Raw genomic sequence first — 16,432 nt, 5'->3', positions numbered from 1 at the left:
ATAAGGCAAAAGGATGGAGGTGAGAATTGTGGAAATAAGATCTGACTCGACAAAAAATAAGCCAAAGTTAACAGGGTGTTAAAATAAGGTGTGCTTAGTGTTTTGTTGTGGTTTTTTTTGTGTTTTTCGTATTTGCTTTTTATAGAAACATGTCTTTTTATGCTGTTTAAAGAAGAAACGATGCGGCATAAAAATAAAGCAACACTATTTAAGAATTAGACGGGGATTAATGCAAAAAAAAGAGTGGAATAATTGACCAGCGTCGCACTGCTAAAATGAGGGTTGTACGGTAAAGTAGCGTCTATATGCGGTGAAATGCGTATCAAATCACCGCAACAATTGCAGAATTATATTTTCTTTATTTGTTCGATGATTGAGCGAATCCCATTGCTGCGAGACTGGCTTAAATGATTGAGTAAGTCCATGGCGTCGAAGTAGGCATCAAAATCAATTTTTCGAAGATCTTCACGTGTTTTACCTTCAATTTCTGCCAGAATTAATGAAATAAGCCCTTTTACAATGCGGGCGTCAGAGTCTGCCGAAAAATGATAGACCCCGTCAATCTCTTGCCAGATTAACCAAACCTCACTTTCACAACCGGGTATGTCCACGCTTTGACTTTTAAGTGACTGATCTAACGAGGGAAGCTTTTTCCCAAATTGGATGACAAGTCGATATTTATCTTCCCAGCTTCGGCACTTTGCCATATCACGAAGGATCGAGGTGTTGGTGATTTCAGTACCGAATGGATGTTTGGGAAAGTTATTCATGTTTGCTCAATAGTGGTTAAAGAATGTCGCAGGCTTTTTGAATGGCAGCGATGCAGCGTTCAATGTCTTCTTGGGTATTATACAAAGCGATGGATACGCGCACACAGCCTTTGATGTTTAGTGCATCCATCAGTGGGTGAGCGCAGTGGTGGCCTGAGCGTACCGCTATGCCTTGTTGATCCAGTAAGGTGGCAATATCAGAGTGATGAACCCCCTTAAGCGTAAAAGCCACCACACTTGCTCCAGCCTGCAAACCAACGAGAGAAAGATCATCAATGTCCTTTATGCCTTCAACCAATTGTTTTTGTAAGGTGGCGATATGTGCTTCTGCGGCTTTTTTATCGAGCGTGTTTAGCCAATCAATGGCTTTTGCTAGCGCTAATGCGCCTGCGACGTTTGGGGTTCCTGCTTCAAACTTGGCCGGAGACGCTGCAAATTGCGTCCCTTCGAACGTGACTTTTTCGACCATTTTTCCGCCGCCATGCCAAGGAGGCATGGATTCTAGTAGTTCTGCCTTGCCATAAAGCGCCCCGATACCCGCCGGTGCAAACAATTTATGGCCGGAAAACACATAGAAGTCCGCATCAAGTGCCGCGACGTCTACCTCTTCGTGCACCACGGCTTGAGCGCCATCAACGACCACTATTGCGCCATGAGCATGTGCTTTTTGGATGATCGTTTCGATAGGGTTACGCGTGCCCGTAACGTTGCTGATGTGACCAATTGCAACGATTTTAGTTTTTTCATTGAGCAAGGCATCGAAGGCGCGCATGTCGAGCGTGCAACTGTCCGTATTTATCGGAGATTTTACGACTTTCGCACCTGTTTGTTCGGCGACCAATTGCCATGGGACAATGTTCGCGTGATGTTCCATCTCGCTAATGAGGATCTCGTCGCCTGGTTTCAGTGTTTGTCGACCATAGCTTTGCGCGATGAGGTTGAGTGCTTCTGTCGCGCCACGCGTCCAAACAATGCATTCTTCACTCGCACCTAAAAACATCGCGACGGTTTTTCTGGCTGCTTCAAAGCGATTGGTCGCTGTTGCCGTGAGTGAATGGCTACCTCTGTGCACATTTGCCGTCGCCCCTGAATAGTAATCACTGATGCATTCTATGACTGGCAACGGTTTTTGTGCTGTCGCTGCGCTGTCGAGATACACCAATGGCTGACCATTGATGGAATGATTCAACGACGGAAAGACGTGTCGAATGCTATCGAGATGAAAGGTACGGCTTGTCATAGTGGAGTTAGTCGCTCGACTGGGCTATTGATGAGGGGAATGATCGCTTTTCTCTGAGGTTAACTCAAGTGTTGGCGCACTGTGTCAGAAAAACATCGTGTCGCTGGTGTGTTTAATTCGGTGAAAGGGAGAAAAAAAGATAAAAAAAAGCACCGAGCCATCAGCTCAGTGCACGATAAATCTTTGTGTAGATAGTATGAAATATACGTAGCGTATATAAAAATGTAGCTAATGCTACTGAGGCTCGGTAAAGCCGAAAAAATGCAAACACAACATCGCAACCAAGAAAAAACGTGCGTAGGGTACGCTTGTTCATTGGTGCCCGCGAACTATAGGTTTTCTCTGGTGACAGAACAATGGACATTTTATAATGTTCTATATTAGAAAATCTTATGTATAGGAAGCAGGATGGCTAGACGATTACCTCCTTTAAATGCGTTGCGAGTGTTTGAAGCTGCTGCGCGGCATTTAAGTTTTACGCGAGCAGCCGAAGAGTTGTTTGTGACGCAGGCTGCAGTCAGCCATCAAATCAAAGCCCTTGAAGAGTTTCTTGGCTTGAAGTTGTTTCGTCGCAGGAATCGCTCGTTACTTCTGACAGAGGAAGGGCAAAGCTACTTTCTTGATATTAAAGATATATTTACATCCATTGCTGATGCGACCGATCGCGTTTTAGAGCGTGGCGCGAAGGGGGCACTGACCATCAGTTTGCCGCCAAGTTTTGCCATTCAGTGGCTTGTTCCTCGACTGTCAGATTTTAATCAACAGCATCCAGAAGTGGACGTGCGGATTAAAGCGGTTGATTTAGAAGACGGTTCATTAACGGATGACGTTGATGTCGCGATTTATTACGGGCGAGGCAACTGGCCGGGGCTGAGGTGTGATGAACTCTATCCTGAGTTTTTATTGCCCGTGTGCAGCCCTTCTATATTGAGCGCGGATAAGCCGCTGACTTCATTTGATGATTTGAAGCACCATACCTTGCTGCATGATCGATCTCGTCGCGACTGGACCGCGTATGCAAAGCACTATCAGATTAGTAACATTAATCTAAACTATGGTCCCATTTTTAGTCACTCAGCCATGGTGTTGCAGGCTGCAGCGCTTGGACAAGGGGTCGCACTGAGCAATAACGTTCTGGCACAACCTGAACTTGAGTCGGGACGCTTAGTGTGTCCGTTTGATCATTTCTTGATGAGTAAAAACGCATTTTATTTAGTGAGCCAACAAAAGGACGCAGATTCTGGGCGTATTGCTGCGTTCAGGGACTGGGTGTTGGCGAAAGCCGCCGCAGAACAGGAGAGTATTTCTGCATGAATCAGGTTCTTATCGATGGCCCTTCTGAGGCCGACACAACGTTTATTTTTGCACATGGTGCGGGTGCTGGCATGGAACATGAGTTCATGGCTGTGGTCGCAAAGAAAATCGCGGCTCATGGTATTCGTGTCGTTCGCTTTAATTTTCCCTACATGGTGAAGCGCTCGGAAGATGGGAAAAAACGGCCACCCGATCGTGCGCCAAAGTTGCTAGAACACTACCAAGAAATCATCGCGACATACGGCAGTAAACACACTGTGATTGGCGGTAAATCCATGGGGGGAAGGATGGCGAGTCATTTGAGTGAAGAGCGGTGTGTGGCAGGCATCGCGTGTTTGGGGTTTCCTTTCCATCCACCGGGTAAGCCTGAAAAGGACAAAGGGGAACATCTTGCCCACATTGAAAAACCGACACTGATTTTGCAAGGTGAGCGCGACACATTCGGGAACCGTGCTGAATTAGAAAATTACCCGTTTTCATCGTCCGTTTCTTTGGTGTTTGTACCAGATGGCGACCATAGTCTAAAACCGCGCAAAGCTTCAGGCCACACGGAAGAAGATAATCGCCAACTTGCCGCGGATAAACTTGCCACCTTTATCGCTGAGGTATGCCAATGAAAAATAATCGACTGGCAGCTTTAGGGTGTGTCTTTGCTGGTATAGCGGTGGCCATTGGTGCGTTCGCTGCGCACGGGTTAAAGGCGCATCTTTCGGAATATGAATTGTCGATCATCGAGAAAGGTGTCCACTATCAGTTCTGGCATGCGCTGGCCCTCATTGCGTTGGCATTGTGGCAAAAACAAACGGATAGCACGTACGTTGCACTGTCAGGCGTGTTCCTTTCTCTTGGTGTTGTTTGCTTTAGCGGCAGTCTTTATGGCTTAGCACTAACGGATTGGACATGGTTGTGGCCTATCACACCTTTGGGGGGACTGAGCTTCCTTGTGGGATGGTCATTGGCTGCCTGGGGGCTTTGGCGCAGCGCCTGATTGTGTTTCATCGGTCACGTAAACCTGAAACTTTGGGCAATTTGGGTATAATGGCGCGTTATTTTTACCACGGCATAGTTAAAGGCATCGTGTGAATCAGATTTTATTGTATTGCCGCCAAGGCTTTGAGAAAGAGTGTGCGGGTGAAATTCAGGACAAAGCGACACAGGTAGAAGTGTATGGCTTCCCACGAGTGGTCAAAAACTCTGGGTATGTAGTGTTTGAGTGTTACCAGCAAGGCGATGCAGAAAAGTTGATTCAGAAGCTTCCATTTAGTTCGTTGATCTTTGCGCGCCAAATGATTGTTGTGGTGGGTCAACTGAGTGATTTGGACCCAGGTGACCGCATCTCTCCTATCCTTGCGATGGGTGGCGAATTGCCAAAATGTGGTGATGTTCGCGTAGAAACGCCAGACACCAACCAAGCGAAAGAACTGCTGAAGTTCTGCCGTAAGTTTACGGTGCCATTGCGTCAGTCGCTGCGTAAACGTGGTGTTTTGTACGCGAAAGAGCATTCAAAAAAACCGGTATTGCATGTGTGTTTTACAGAGCCTGGTTGTTGCTTTGTTGGTTACTCTGTATCAAACAACAACTCCCCGCATTACATGGGTATTCATCGTTTGAAGTTCCCATCTGAAGCGCCAAGCCGTTCTACGCTTAAGCTAGAAGAAGCCTTCCATGCCTTCATTCCAAAAGAAGAATGGGATGAGCGTTTGGCGCCGGGGATGAAAGCGGTTGACTTGGGTGCTTGTCCGGGTGGCTGGACGTATCAACTGGTGAAGCGCTCTATGTTCATCCACGCGGTGGATAATGGCCAAATGGCAGAAAGCCTGATGGAAACGGGACAGGTTAAATACCATGCTGCGGACGGTTTTAAGTTTGAGCCACCAAGAAAGAACATCACTTGGCTAGTGTGTGACATGATCGAAAAACCTTATCGCGTCGCGCCTTTAATTGGCAAATGGTTAGTTGCACGTTGGGCTGTAGAAACCATTTTCAACTTGAAGTTGCCAATGAGCCGCCGTTACGAGCAAGTGACTGAAGACATCGGTAATTTGAAAAAACAGCTGATCGAAAACGGCGTTAAATTCGATATTCAAGTTAAACACCTCTTCCATGATCGTGATGAAGTGACTGTGCATATTCGACGCACAAACTGATTACGTTCTGCCGAGAAAACAAAAAAGGGCAAGTATGATACTTGCCCTTTTTTGTGCGTGATAGGGTAGGAATGTTACTTAGCGGAAAACCGAATATCTTGTAGGTTGAACCCGAGCGTTATGTCTGTTTTCAAGGTTGCAACTTGCTTACAGCGCATGGCCAGTTCTTGGTTACCTTCGAGTTTCTTTTGCCACTTTGGCTCAATGTTGTCTGCTGCAAACAGGTCATCAAGCGTGCCATATTGGTTGAGCAAGCTAGATGCTGATTTGGGGCCAATGCCCGGCACCCCGGTGACGCCGCTGGAGCTGATACCGACCAATCCCCAATAATCTGTCAGTTGTTGTGGCGCGACTGAAAATTCTTTTTCGATAAACGGGCTGTCTAGCCAACGCTGTTGAAAGTAATCACGAATACGTAATGTAGGTTGCAGAAGCTGACAGTAGCCTTTGTCGGTAGAAACAATCGTTACTTGGCCATTGTGGCTGGCGACTTTTAACGCCAGCGTCGCAATCATGTCGTCGGCTTCATCACCCGATGATAACAATGAATCAATGCCCATTTCCCAAAACGCATCTTGGATTGTATCTAACCCTTGTTGTAGCGCTTCAGGCATCGGTTTACGGCCTTGTTTGTATTCAGGCACGAGCTCGGCACGCCATCCGCGATCTTGTTCTGTATGGTCAAATACTGCGACCATGTGTGTGGGTTCGGATGAACGAATGATCTTGGTTAAAGCGCGGCAACAGACTTGCGCGGTAGAGGCAATATCATCAGGGTTGGGCTGAGCGGCGTGAACGCGACGGATAAGGTTCATTGCATCAATGATGACAAGGTGGATAGACATGATGTGTCCGCTAAATGAAAAAATGGCCCGATAGGGCCATTCTAATTGCTTGAGAGATAAATGAAAGGTTAACGACTACGATTAGTTACCATTCCCTTGGACAATCTCATAGCAAGGAACATAAGCCGTGCCTGGAAGTTTCATGCGTTGTTGTTCAACGAAACCTCGCAGCAGTTTGTCCATTTTCTTCATGAGTTCCGCGTCACCGTTAATCTTGAACGGGCCGTGGCGCTCTATTTCTCGAATGCCTTCTTCTTTCACATTGCCAGCGACGATGCCGGAAAACGCTTGGCGCAGTGCAGATGCGAGAAGTTCAGGGCGTTGATTCATGTGCAAATCAAGGTTCGCCATATTTTCGTGTGTTGGTGCAAAAGGCAGCTGGAATTCAGGTGCGATTTTTAACGACCAGTTAAACGAGTAGGCATCGCCTGTTGATTGGCGGTGAGCTTTCACCGCAGGCATTGCTTGCTTAATAATACGCGCGGCTTTTTCCGGGTCACCGATGACGATTTCGTAATATTTTGTGGCTTCTTCACCAATCACATCTCGAATGAATTCGTCAATCACACGGAAGTAATCAGCGCTTTCTTTTGGTCCTGTCAGCACCACGGGCATCGGCTGATCTGCATTGTCTGGGTGCATCAAGATACCCAGTAAATACAGCAATTCTTCTGCCGTTCCTGCGCCACCAGGGAAAATAATGATCCCGTGGCCACAGCGCACAAAGGCTTCCAAGCGTTTTTCGATGTCTGGCATGATCACCAGTTCATTGACGATAGGGTTTGGTGGCTCTGCTGCGATGATTGATGGCTCAGTCATGCCAAGGAAGCGACTGTTGGGTACACGTTGCTTGGCGTGACCAATGGCTGCCCCTTTCATTGGGCCTTCCATTGCGCCGGGTCCGCACCCCGTGCATACATTCAGCTCTCGTAGGCCCAGCTCGTTGCCTACCTCTCTCGTGTACTGATACTCGATGGCATTGATTGAGTGTCCGCCCCAGCAGACAACCAAATTAGGATCTCGCCCCGGCACCAAGGCTTTCGCATTGCGCAGAATGTCGAAGATTAGGTTGGTGACGTGGCTGGAATTGGTCAGGTTGAACACTTTGGCGTGTTCTAGCTGCATGTTTAAGTGAATGATGTCTCGAAGCACTGAGAACATGTGTTCTTGAATACCTCGAATGATTTTTCCATCAACAAACGCATGTTCAGGTGGGTTGATGAGTTCGAGCTTCACGCCGCGTTCTCGACGCATGACGCGAATGTCAAAGCTCTTATATTGTTCCAGTAGCTCTTTAGAGCTATCAGTGTGGCTACCAGAGTTAAGTACCGCTAACGAACAGTTACGGTACAAACGGTACAGATCGCTTTTCGCGGTGTCCTTGAGCCTATCGACTTCAAGTTGGGAGAGTAGATCCATTGCCCCGACTGGGCTGATATGCGTGATCATAGTCACCTCCTGTGCAGAGAAAACACACTTTGTATTTTTGTATTAGAGGGGGACCCTAAGAAATTTATTTCAATGAAGATTACAGGTGGTTAATTAATCAACACTTTCATTGTTATAAAAATCAGTGTGTTAATTAACCATACACACAGACTTTTAGTTTATCCAGTTATCAATAGAAAAAAGCGGGTGGCAGGAGAGGGCAAGAAGGGGGGTAAACAGCGCTGCCATAGACAGTGCTGTTATGCCCAAATTAGCTTGTTGCGGCCGTTATTTTTTGCGTTGTAGAGTGCGCCATCCGAGCGCTCTAGCACAGTCACCGTGCTGTCGCCGTCTTGGAACATGCTTGCGCCGATGGACACGGTGACAGTGAGACGGCTGTCCTTAAACTTGAAGGGAAGTTTGGACACGGTTTCTCGTACATTATTGAGCATTTCTTCACGTTCATCGGGTTTTGCATCTGGAAGCAATACCACGAATTCTTCGCCACCAAATCGCGCGATGAAGTCGGTGTCTCGAAGGCATTGGTGAATGGTGCGAGCAACGACCTTGAGCACTTTATCACCCACTAAATGCCCGTAGGTGTCATTCACACTTTTAAAGTGGTCGATGTCGATCATGGCTAGGCAAAATGGCGTTTGATACCTCAACCAGCAGCGGTACTCATGTTCTAAACGATCATCAAGAGCGGCGCGGTTGTACACCTTGGTCAGCGGATCGAGCAGCAATTTTCGTTCTTGGTCACCTAAACGACGACGGTAATCCATGGTTTGCTGGTAAAGCGCATCCAGTTTTTGGTCGTTGTGTTTGAGTTGTTCTAGTAGCTGTTGTTCACGCTCTTCCAGTTCTTTGTTTCTTGCCACGAGCGATGACAGATTCACTGCGACTTGAGAAAGGTGAGGCCTTACTTGCTCTAACGATTCGGCCTCCTCAAGATGTGTTTCGATGGCGTTCACGGAAGACGCCAATTCTTCATTAAAGGCGCTACGTTGGGTGGAGATGGTTTGAGAGTTGTCGATAGAGCGGCCATTGTGGCGCTGGAGAATCGATAGGTCTTCATTCAATTGCGACAAAAAAGCTTGAGAGGCTTTTCTCTCGTTACGTGTGCCATCCAGAATGAGCTGCACGGATTCTAATGTCAGCTCAAGCAAGGTTTGTGCGTCGGGCGATAGCAGGAGTCTATTGCGGATGTCTAGCAGCCGATCACCCACTTCATCATCGAAATCTAACTCAGTGATTAAGTGTTGAAGTTCACTTGAAAGCTGAGAGATGCGGTCAATATTCAGGAGCTCTTTGGCAGACAATCCGTTAGATGGCAGAGAGAGCAATTTGAGTGCACGTTCATAGAGTTGAAGCAAGGCCACTATCTTTTCTGTGCTGCCTTTGCTTTCCGAGCCGGAACTTTGAAGTAGGTTTCGAAGGTCACGCTTTAGCTGTGCGGGTAAGCCTGTTAAGCATTTGAGGGTCTCACCGCTTTGCTGAAATTGGCATTCTAGGGCATCGCTGGCTTTTTTCTGAGTATGAGTATGTCGGTTGACCATTCGCTCCACCAATGCGAGCTGAGGAATTAATCGACTGACATCATCTTGCGCTTCAAGTTCTCGGCGAATTTGAGACAGTCGCTCATGGAGCAATGGATCATCTTGCGCTTGTGAAGCGGCAATCAGTCTGGAGATTAACCTTTTCAGGATCGTCGCCTCGCGCCGAGATTTAAGGGCTAAATCTCGGAACACCAGCTGAGAATGCTGCAACTTTTCTTTCAGTGTGATGACTTCTTCATCTGATGAGAAGTTGGACATAAAACTCGACGACAGCTCCAAACAACGCACAGTGAAAAACTCACTGAATACAGGGTGTCGTGCCTGAAAAAGTTGCAGGCACAGCCTCTAGCTATAACGGTTTATTACTATGGTTATCAATAAGCTGGCGCTAGTTTTTGTCAGATTCGTGAAGCGTCTGCCAGTTAATGCCTTCGCTTGCTGAAGTTTTAACCTTAATTAAGCCAGAACCAATGGCGTCGAAGCAGGCTTTTCGCACATTGGTATTGGCAAAACATGCTGCGGGTGTGGATTCAATTGCGCTTAAATGTACCCATTGACTGGTTTGTTCAGCCTTACAGGCTTGGCGCGCGGCGCTGGTGGCCATTAAGAGAATATCGATGAGTTCTTTGTCATTGATTGATGTAAATGCGCGAGGCAAAAATGGGTAATCCGCCATACCAATACGAAGACGATCATCCACGTCATCCAATTTCGCGTGAACGACAAAATCATCCACCATGGATTGAATTCTTTTTGCCATTTTATCAGGGTCGTTGAGCGTGACGGAATCTGGCTCGATGTAGATAAACATGGCATCAGAAAAATGATACACGCGTGCGGGGTCAGATATCTGAGATGCTAGGTAGTCACCCAGTTCGCGTTCCAACTCTAGGCCTTGATGGTACCCGTGCTGGAGATACACCACTTTCAAGAAAGGCACTTCAAACATGGCAAAACTCAGTTTGTCACTGAGTGGCTCGTGGATCATTTCACCCAAATACCACTGTTCAAAGTTGGCACTGGTTTTCGCGAGTGAATTCGACAGCCTGTCATTGAGCATTCGCAGGTTTCGTAGCCCACTACGAGGGTGGGTGTAAAGCGCTTTACGTAAATCTTGCAGTTCGCCAAGTCGTTGGTTAGCGGCGCGATGGCGTAAAATCAACACCAATAAAATGACGCTTAAACTGCCCAGCAAGAAAAGGTTAATTTTCTTCTGTTCTACCAAGGAACTGACGTTTTCACCTTGTCGGCGTTCAATATCATCAAGTTGCAGTTGGCGCTCGATCACGCGTTGACGTTCTTTGAATGACTCGGCTTCAAGAATTTGTCGGCGGTTTTCACTTCGACGGCTGATTTGGTCATAGCGACGTTGAATTTCGAGCGCTTTCTGATACTCCCCTTTTTGCTCGTAAGCTCGGGAAAGGCGAGAAAGGCACTCAAGCATGAGGGTGCGATCACGTAAGACTTCTGCACCGCCGAAGGCTTTCTTCAACGCATCAATGGCGACATCAGGCATTTGAGTAATGACTGCCAGTTCACCTTGAAGAATGTAGGCTTTTGTCAGTGGACGAGTGAGTGCGGCCTTTTCTGCGATTTCAATGGCATTCGCTGCGTACTCTTCTGCTTGCTTATATCTGAGCAATTTAAGGTAAGTACTGGCGATTGATACGTTGATGTTGGCAATGTTTTTAGTACGATCGAGCAATTGTTCAATGTCGAGCGCATTGAAATAATGCACCAGCGCAAAATTATATCGGCCTTGTTGACTGTAAATATCAGCGAGCAGGGTTTGTGCTTCAGACAAGCCTCGGACTAAATCAAAATTCTCGTAAAACTCAGCGGCTTGGTTGGCGTGTTGTAATGCCTTGTCGAGTACACCTTGCTGTTGATAAAGCTTGGTCAGAGAAACGTTGGCACTGGCAATTTGAATGGCGAAGTCATTTTCGCTGGCGAGCCAATAAGCACTGAGTAATTCAGACAGCGCGCGCTCGTAAGATTTTTCGTTTAGGAAGTAGTTACCGAGCGCAATTTGATAACGTGTCTTTTGCTTTAATTCAGGCGTATCACCCAGCTCATTTTTTACGGCATCGAATTGCGTGACCGTCTCAGCACTGTTGTTCGTTTCTGACGTGATGATGGCATTGAGCAACAACGCTTCGAATGTGAGGTTGGCAATGGTATTTGCACGTTTTGGGTCGCGTTTCCCAATTTCGCTGATGACGGTTTCAAGCGCCTTTTTTGCTGCTTGTTTGTCTTCATCGAGATAATACAGCACAGAGGCTTCTGTGAAGAGAAGCTCGAGTTCTGCAAGCTTTAGGCTGTTTTTTTCGACCATGCTTCTTGCTGTCGCAAGGGCTTCCCATGCGGCATCGTGATCACCCAGAGCACTTTGTGCTTTACCTATAATGAGGTAGGCGTGAACGGTGTTTAATGGGGTGCGAATAGAACGATCTGTTTCGTTGTTGCTGTGTGGGCGATTGGTCGCTTTCGATAAACGGCGCTGCTCTAAATATCGTTCGGTGATTTCTAACGCTTGTTCAGGGGCCGTCACCACCATTTCTTCCGCTTCAGAAAGAATAGGGGTGGAATACATCCTTGCTTGTCCATTCAGGCTGAACAGCATTGAAAAAAAGAGCAGTGCGGTTGGCAATAATCGCATGTTGGTTTCTTGTCGTTGGAAGTGAATCTGGCCTGCTTTCCCCAGTAACCTCAAAATGCTTATTCAGCGAGTGTTGGTCGGGGTGATAAACAGGCCAATCGTTCAGTTATTGTCGAGCGAGTCGATTATTTTCGCTTGGCGTTTTACCCATGTTAGTACGGTATGGGTTAATGTCTAAGCCGCCGCGACGTGTGTAACGCGCGTAAACCGTTAGCAACTCGGGTTGGCAGTATTTCATGATATCCGTGAAAATACGTTCAACACATTGCTCGTGAAATTCGTTGTGACGGCGAAAAGACACGATATAACGCAGCAATTTTTCGCGGTTGATGCGTTTGCCTTTGTAAGCAATACGTACTGAACCCCAATCAGGTTGGTTGGTGATCAGGCAGTTTGATTTCAACAGGTTGCTGTTAAGGGTTTCGCTTACCATCGGGCCGTCAGCAGCACCTTCCAGTAGGCGAGAATCGAATACATAGTCATCAATCGTGATGTCTTGCTCATCAATGTTCTCGCCGCCGAAGGCAACCACAGGTGTGTTGGTGAATTCTTCCACTGGAAGAATGGTCACGTCGACATCTTCGCCAGCACACGCTGACAAATCTTTCGCCAAGGTGTCGACCACTTCTTGCCAGTTTTTAAATTTCGTCTGGTTAAAGCTGTTGAGGTAAAGCTTGAATGACTTGGATTCAATCAGGTTAGGGCTTGTTGCAGGCAGACGCACTTCGCCGATCGCCACTTGAGGCAAACCTTTTGCGTTAAGCCAAGACAGTTCGTAAAGTGTCCAAACATCGTAACCGGTAAAAGGCAGCGTCTCTCCCATATCGAGATCGTCGCGGTTAAGGCTTCGTGGAACAGGTTGTAAAAGCTCAGGGGCATAGTGCTCCTGATAGTCCGTTTTCTGACCTAGCGTCAGGCCAGCAAGTTCTTTTGCATCTTGATATTTGCTCATACGGTTTTGCCACGGATCGATTAGAATGCGCAAAGTTTACTGAATCTTGAGGAATCTTGCTAATGAATCACTCTGTCACTCACGCGCTTTGGTCATTCAGCGAGCGCTTTGTCTCTGCGTGGAACGAACAACATGGCTCAAAGCCGCAAAGTGATGCATATATTGGCTTAGCATCGCCATGCATCGTGCAAGAGACTGATGATGTGGTGATTTGGCAACCTATTCAACGTGATGCGTTCGCCGATTTCAGTAATGTTGAAGAGGGGATAGGCATTTCTCTGCATGAAGATGTGATCTCTTTTTATGCGGGTCTTTATTGTGGTGACATGACAGCGCAATTTGAAGGCCTGAGCCTGGAACTGATTCAAGTGTGGAGCGATGAAGACTTACCACGCTTGCAAGAGAACATGTTGGGGCATTTGTTGATGCAAAAGCGTTTGAAGCAAAACCCAACCGTGTTTATTGCTGCGACGGATGATGAACTGGATGTGATTTCCATCTGTAACGTGACGGGCGAAGTCATCAAAGAGCGCATTGGCACTAAGATCCGTGATGTGCTCGCACCCAACGTTGAAACCTTCCTTCAACATCTCTCGCCTGAGGTGTAACGCCATGTACGTTGTAGAACTGACGTTTGAGTGTTTTGATGACACCACTGTTTCAGCCGTCGATCTGGCCGTGAATGGCTTGATGGATGCGTTGAGGTATAACGGGCAGGTGTTAGGGCGCGAGTTTCCTATGGTGATGGGGGATGGGCAATTTCATGTACGTGCGGTTTGCCCTGAAAAAGACAGTTTGAACCCGAAGTTTCATAGCCCACAAGTCGCGTTAAAGATTCGCCAATTGTCTGAAGCCTCTTTGCTTTCACCTAAATTGAAGGTACTTGGTCGCGACATCAATTCTGAGGCCAGCGCAGAAGACACGCCACGCAGTTGGCAGGTGCTTTATACCACTTATGTGCACACTTGCTCACCGCTTCGTTGTGGTGAAACGTTGTTGCCAATTCCTTTACACCGACTTCCAGCTACCTTCAATGGCGATCATAAAGCGGTAGTGAAATGGCAAACGGAATGGCAGGCTTGCGATGAGATTCAAATGGCAGGTTCGTTCAATGCTGAGTATGCAGCTCTCGCTGAAATCCAAGATGCTGACAGTAGATTGTTTCGTAAAGGATGGGACATTCGTGGGCGTATTGAGTACTTAACGAAGGTGCCTACGTACTACTATCAATATCGCGTGGGTGGTGAGAGTGCAGAGTCTGAACTCGAACGAAAGTGTCCCAAGTGTGGCGGCGATTGGCGTCTCGATTCACCGCTACATGATGTTTTCCACTTTAAGTGCGATGACTGCCGTATTGTGTCAAACCTGTCTTGGGACTTTCAGTGATTACTCGATGAGGCGCTTTTCCAGCGTCTCTATCCGTTCTGTGAGTGTACTAATTTGCTGTTCTAGCTCTGCAATACGTGCTTCTGCACTCTTGCCTACTGATACCTTTTCAATTTTTGGCACCACGCCATTTTTCTTCCAGCGTTGCAACGCACTGATGATCAACGGCATGGGAACTGCGCCAGTAAGGCGAGATTTTATCAACGCAACACTGGGCTCTTTGCCATCAGCAATTAAAGAGTGAATGGCTTGCTCGAGCATCGCGGTATAGTCCGTTTGCATCTTTGGTTTCCTACGTTAGCGATTTTTCTGCTCACGTTACCTGAAGCGCTAAGCATTGAAAAGGTTGCCGAATACGAAGCATATAATTGCAGGTTGGGTCAGGTTTTTCTGAGCAGGGTATCGAGAGTATCTATTTGTTCTGTCCAATCTGCATCTTGAAGCTGTGCTTCTTCCAAGAATTGGCGCTGACTGACAGTCCAAAATGCTGCAGATATCAGCGATTGCTCTTCGGTGAGAGGGTGGTCTGCAATAAAGGAAGAAATTGCATCACCGTCAGAAGGTAAGCCGAGTTGTTGAAAAAGACTTTCGAGATTGTGTGTAAACACTTCCATGGTTATCTCCCCGCAGTAATATTTCCAAACGACACCCTTTCTACATTAGTTCAGCATGTGCATTTGCGGTGAAAAAAGCGTGGCTCGATACTGGGAGTGACAGAAAATTGTTCAAAAGGTAACCGAGATGAATACGTGCCAAATGTGGGGTTGGGATAAACGGTAGGTGAGGTGTGAGATATCTCTTACAAGACCGTACGTATTTCATGCTTTCTTTTATGGTTATCACGCATGCGTGATAATTATTTCATTTAAATACAATTACTTATGATTGGTGTCTTTGGGTTGGATTAAAAATGTGATTTTGATCGCTAATCAGTATCTTGTTTAGAATTCCAGTTAGCGTAATCTTCTCGGTGTCGGAAGGATACTGACACACGGAACAGGAACTAAACCATGGACTTGGTTGCTCAGGATGAGCAGGTAACGCAAGGATTGTGTTACTAGCAAGGAAGACGGAATAGGGAATGGATGGAACCGTAGCGATGAAATGGAATTTTATCGGTCAGGATGACACTTAGGACAACCCAGGATGGGGGTTTAAGGAATCACTTCAGGACGAAGTTAAGGACACCCTCAGGATGAGGACGAGAATCGAGACAGGAAAGCTCGATGGGTCATGGTAAGACCGAAGGACACCTCCAGGACGGAGAGATAAGGAAAACGCTGAAGGATTCAGCCACTGATCAAGGAATGATGCAGGGAGCACTTTCGTAGCAGGACAGCTGCAAGTAAGACCTCTAGGGCGCGACTATATGTCGCGCCCGTTCTTTTTCTGGCTTTGAAAACGTCCCCATTCCCCCTTTTTGCTTTTTGTTGCCTATTTTCTCTTTCTTTTGAATCGAAATGCCTATTTTTCGCTTTTAGGTCGTTAGCGTTTAAGCGGAAAACACTCTAATAATGCCCTCTCTTTGGCGAAAAATTGGCCTTTTTAACTGCTCAAAGTTTTTGCGCGCTATAAAAAATGGTTCGTATTGAATGAAATGGCTGATAAGCGTGTGAGATATCTCTTACAAGTGTGTGGGATAATGGGTTTGATACCTTGAGTTATCTTTGTTTTATTTCATTTTAATTGATTGTAAAACAATGACTTATGTTTTTTTGTGTGTGTGAAAATGTGATTGTGTGATGAAAATCACTCTGAGGTGAGTTGTTTCGTCACGAAGTTAGCGTAATCTTCTCGGTGTCGGAAGGATACTGACACACGGAACAGGAACTAAACCACGGACTTGGTTGCTCAGGATGAGCAGGTAACGCAAGGATTGTGTTACTAGCAAGGAAGACGGAATAGGGAACGGATGGAACCGTAGCGATGAAATGGAATTTTATCGGTCAGGATGACACTTAGGACAACCCAGGACGGGGGCTTAAGGAATCACTTCAGGACGAAGTTAAGGACACCCTCAGGATGAGGACGAGAATCGAGACAGGAAAGCTCGATGGGTCATGGTAAGACCGAAGGACACCTCCAGGACGGAGAGAATAAGGAAAACGCTGAAGGATTCAGCCACTGATCAA

Annotated in this window: 15 protein-coding genes; 6 read left to right on the top strand and 9 right to left on the bottom strand. The window is 46.8% G+C overall.

The features are described 5' to 3' along the window. Positions 1 to 347 precede the first annotated feature (347 nt). Positions 348 to 770, bottom strand: a complete 423-nt coding sequence (csdE, locus tag BCT27_RS02745) for a cysteine desulfurase sulfur acceptor subunit CsdE (protein ID WP_102394971.1) — start codon at positions 768 to 770, stop codon at positions 348 to 350. A 16-nt stretch (positions 771 to 786) separates the two neighbouring features. Next, the gene (locus BCT27_RS02740) at positions 787 to 2,010 is read right to left on the bottom strand and encodes an aminotransferase class V-fold PLP-dependent enzyme (RefSeq protein WP_102394970.1); all 1,224 of its coding nucleotides are present in this window, start codon (positions 2,008 to 2,010) and stop codon (positions 787 to 789) included. Between the two features lie 408 nt (positions 2,011 to 2,418). On the opposite strand from BCT27_RS02740, the gene BCT27_RS02735 reads away from it, so the two are divergent. The 4 genes from BCT27_RS02735 (at position 2,419) to rlmM (ending at position 5,471) form a co-directional block, all read left to right on the top strand. Then, positions 2,419 to 3,324 (top strand): transcriptional regulator GcvA, encoded by a 906-nt coding sequence (locus tag BCT27_RS02735; protein ID WP_017012227.1) that lies wholly within the window; start codon positions 2,419 to 2,421, stop codon positions 3,322 to 3,324. Continuing rightward, the gene (locus tag BCT27_RS02730) at positions 3,321 to 3,941 is read left to right on the top strand and encodes an alpha/beta family hydrolase (RefSeq protein WP_102394969.1); all 621 of its coding nucleotides are present in this window, start codon (positions 3,321 to 3,323) and stop codon (positions 3,939 to 3,941) included. The genes BCT27_RS02735 and BCT27_RS02730 overlap by 4 nt, the downstream gene beginning before the upstream one ends. After that, entirely contained in the window at positions 3,938 to 4,312 is a 375-nt protein-coding gene (locus BCT27_RS02725) for a DUF423 domain-containing protein (protein WP_102317364.1), read from the top strand. Before BCT27_RS02730 ends, BCT27_RS02725 begins: the two co-directional genes overlap by 4 nt. Positions 4,313 to 4,403: 91 nt before the next feature. Next, complete coding sequence (gene rlmM, locus BCT27_RS02720; RefSeq protein ID WP_102317363.1) at positions 4,404 to 5,471, top strand: 23S rRNA (cytidine(2498)-2'-O)-methyltransferase RlmM; 1,068 nt, start codon at positions 4,404 to 4,406, stop codon at positions 5,469 to 5,471. A gap of 74 nt (positions 5,472 to 5,545) precedes the next feature. On the opposite strand, the gene xni is transcribed toward rlmM, so the two are convergent. The 5 genes from xni to queF form a co-directional block, all read right to left on the bottom strand. Next, the gene (gene xni, locus BCT27_RS02715; protein ID WP_102317362.1) at positions 5,546 to 6,316 is read right to left on the bottom strand and encodes a flap endonuclease Xni; all 771 of its coding nucleotides are present in this window, start codon (positions 6,314 to 6,316) and stop codon (positions 5,546 to 5,548) included. An 81-nt stretch (positions 6,317 to 6,397) separates the two neighbouring features. After that, the gene (gene ppnN, locus BCT27_RS02710; protein WP_017012222.1) at positions 6,398 to 7,765 is read right to left on the bottom strand and encodes a nucleotide 5'-monophosphate nucleosidase PpnN; all 1,368 of its coding nucleotides are present in this window, start codon (positions 7,763 to 7,765) and stop codon (positions 6,398 to 6,400) included. A gap of 239 nt (positions 7,766 to 8,004) precedes the next feature. Then, positions 8,005 to 9,561, bottom strand: a complete 1,557-nt coding sequence (locus tag BCT27_RS02705; RefSeq protein ID WP_102317361.1) for a GGDEF domain-containing protein — start codon at positions 9,559 to 9,561, stop codon at positions 8,005 to 8,007. Between the two features lie 130 nt (positions 9,562 to 9,691). Further along, on the bottom strand, positions 9,692 to 11,962 hold the full coding sequence (locus tag BCT27_RS02700) for a tetratricopeptide repeat protein (protein WP_102394968.1): 2,271 nt from the start codon (positions 11,960 to 11,962) through the stop codon (positions 9,692 to 9,694). Positions 11,963 to 12,068: 106 nt separating this feature from the next. Beyond that, positions 12,069 to 12,914 carry an NADPH-dependent 7-cyano-7-deazaguanine reductase QueF gene (gene queF, locus BCT27_RS02695; RefSeq protein ID WP_102260312.1) on the bottom strand — a complete coding sequence of 282 codons (846 nt, stop codon included), beginning with the start codon at positions 12,912 to 12,914 and terminating at the stop codon, positions 12,069 to 12,071. Positions 12,915 to 12,976: 62 nt separating this feature from the next. Between queF and syd the strand changes: the two genes are divergently transcribed. Beyond that, on the top strand, positions 12,977 to 13,522 hold the full coding sequence (gene syd / locus BCT27_RS02690) for a SecY-interacting protein (RefSeq protein WP_017017476.1): 546 nt from the start codon (positions 12,977 to 12,979) through the stop codon (positions 13,520 to 13,522). Between the two features lie 4 nt (positions 13,523 to 13,526). After that, on the top strand, positions 13,527 to 14,300 hold the full coding sequence (locus BCT27_RS02685) for a Zn-ribbon-containing protein (RefSeq protein ID WP_017012217.1): 774 nt from the start codon (positions 13,527 to 13,529) through the stop codon (positions 14,298 to 14,300). Here the strand turns inward: BCT27_RS02685 and BCT27_RS02680 are convergent, their stop codons facing one another. Together BCT27_RS02680 and BCT27_RS02675 are read right to left on the bottom strand one after the other, a co-directional pair. Then, positions 14,301 to 14,582, bottom strand: coding sequence for a hypothetical protein (locus BCT27_RS02680; RefSeq protein WP_102390308.1), 282 nt, complete (start codon positions 14,580 to 14,582; stop codon positions 14,301 to 14,303). It lies immediately after the preceding gene. A 98-nt stretch (positions 14,583 to 14,680) separates the two neighbouring features. Continuing rightward, positions 14,681 to 14,914 carry a DUF2789 family protein gene (locus BCT27_RS02675; protein ID WP_017012215.1) on the bottom strand — a complete coding sequence of 78 codons (234 nt, stop codon included), beginning with the start codon at positions 14,912 to 14,914 and terminating at the stop codon, positions 14,681 to 14,683. Positions 14,915 to 16,432: the final 1,518 nt, after the last annotated feature.

Source organism: Enterovibrio norvegicus, assembly GCF_002876705.1.
Lineage (GTDB): Bacteria > Pseudomonadota > Gammaproteobacteria > Enterobacterales > Vibrionaceae > Enterovibrio > Enterovibrio norvegicus_B.
Note: the sequence above shows the minus strand (reverse complement) of the source record. Positions and strands in the feature narration are given on the sequence as shown.

Excerpts from the sequence above, each read along its gene's own strand:
- BCT27_RS02725 (WP_102317364.1), top strand. The coding sequence starts at position 3,938 with ATGAAAAATAATCGACTGGCAGCTTTAGGGTGTGTCTTTGCTGGTATA.
- BCT27_RS02675 (WP_017012215.1), bottom strand. The coding sequence starts at position 14,914 with ATGGAAGTGTTTACACACAATCTCGAAAGTCTTTTTCAACAACTCGGC.
- ppnN (WP_017012222.1), bottom strand. The coding sequence starts at position 7,765 with ATGATCACGCATATCAGCCCAGTCGGGGCAATGGATCTACTCTCCCAA.
- csdE (WP_102394971.1), bottom strand. The coding sequence starts at position 770 with ATGAATAACTTTCCCAAACATCCATTCGGTACTGAAATCACCAACACC.
- xni (WP_102317362.1), bottom strand. The coding sequence starts at position 6,316 with ATGTCTATCCACCTTGTCATCATTGATGCAATGAACCTTATCCGTCGC.
- BCT27_RS02730 (WP_102394969.1), top strand. The coding sequence starts at position 3,321 with ATGAATCAGGTTCTTATCGATGGCCCTTCTGAGGCCGACACAACGTTT.
- BCT27_RS02705 (WP_102317361.1), bottom strand. The coding sequence starts at position 9,561 with ATGTCCAACTTCTCATCAGATGAAGAAGTCATCACACTGAAAGAAAAG.
- BCT27_RS02700 (WP_102394968.1), bottom strand. The coding sequence starts at position 11,962 with ATGCGATTATTGCCAACCGCACTGCTCTTTTTTTCAATGCTGTTCAGC.
- BCT27_RS02680 (WP_102390308.1), bottom strand. The coding sequence starts at position 14,582 with ATGCAAACGGACTATACCGCGATGCTCGAGCAAGCCATTCACTCTTTA.
- syd (WP_017017476.1), top strand. The coding sequence starts at position 12,977 with ATGAATCACTCTGTCACTCACGCGCTTTGGTCATTCAGCGAGCGCTTT.
- BCT27_RS02735 (WP_017012227.1), top strand. The coding sequence starts at position 2,419 with ATGGCTAGACGATTACCTCCTTTAAATGCGTTGCGAGTGTTTGAAGCT.
- queF (WP_102260312.1), bottom strand. The coding sequence starts at position 12,914 with ATGAGCAAATATCAAGATGCAAAAGAACTTGCTGGCCTGACGCTAGGT.
- BCT27_RS02740 (WP_102394970.1), bottom strand. The coding sequence starts at position 2,010 with ATGACAAGCCGTACCTTTCATCTCGATAGCATTCGACACGTCTTTCCG.
- BCT27_RS02685 (WP_017012217.1), top strand. The coding sequence starts at position 13,527 with ATGTACGTTGTAGAACTGACGTTTGAGTGTTTTGATGACACCACTGTT.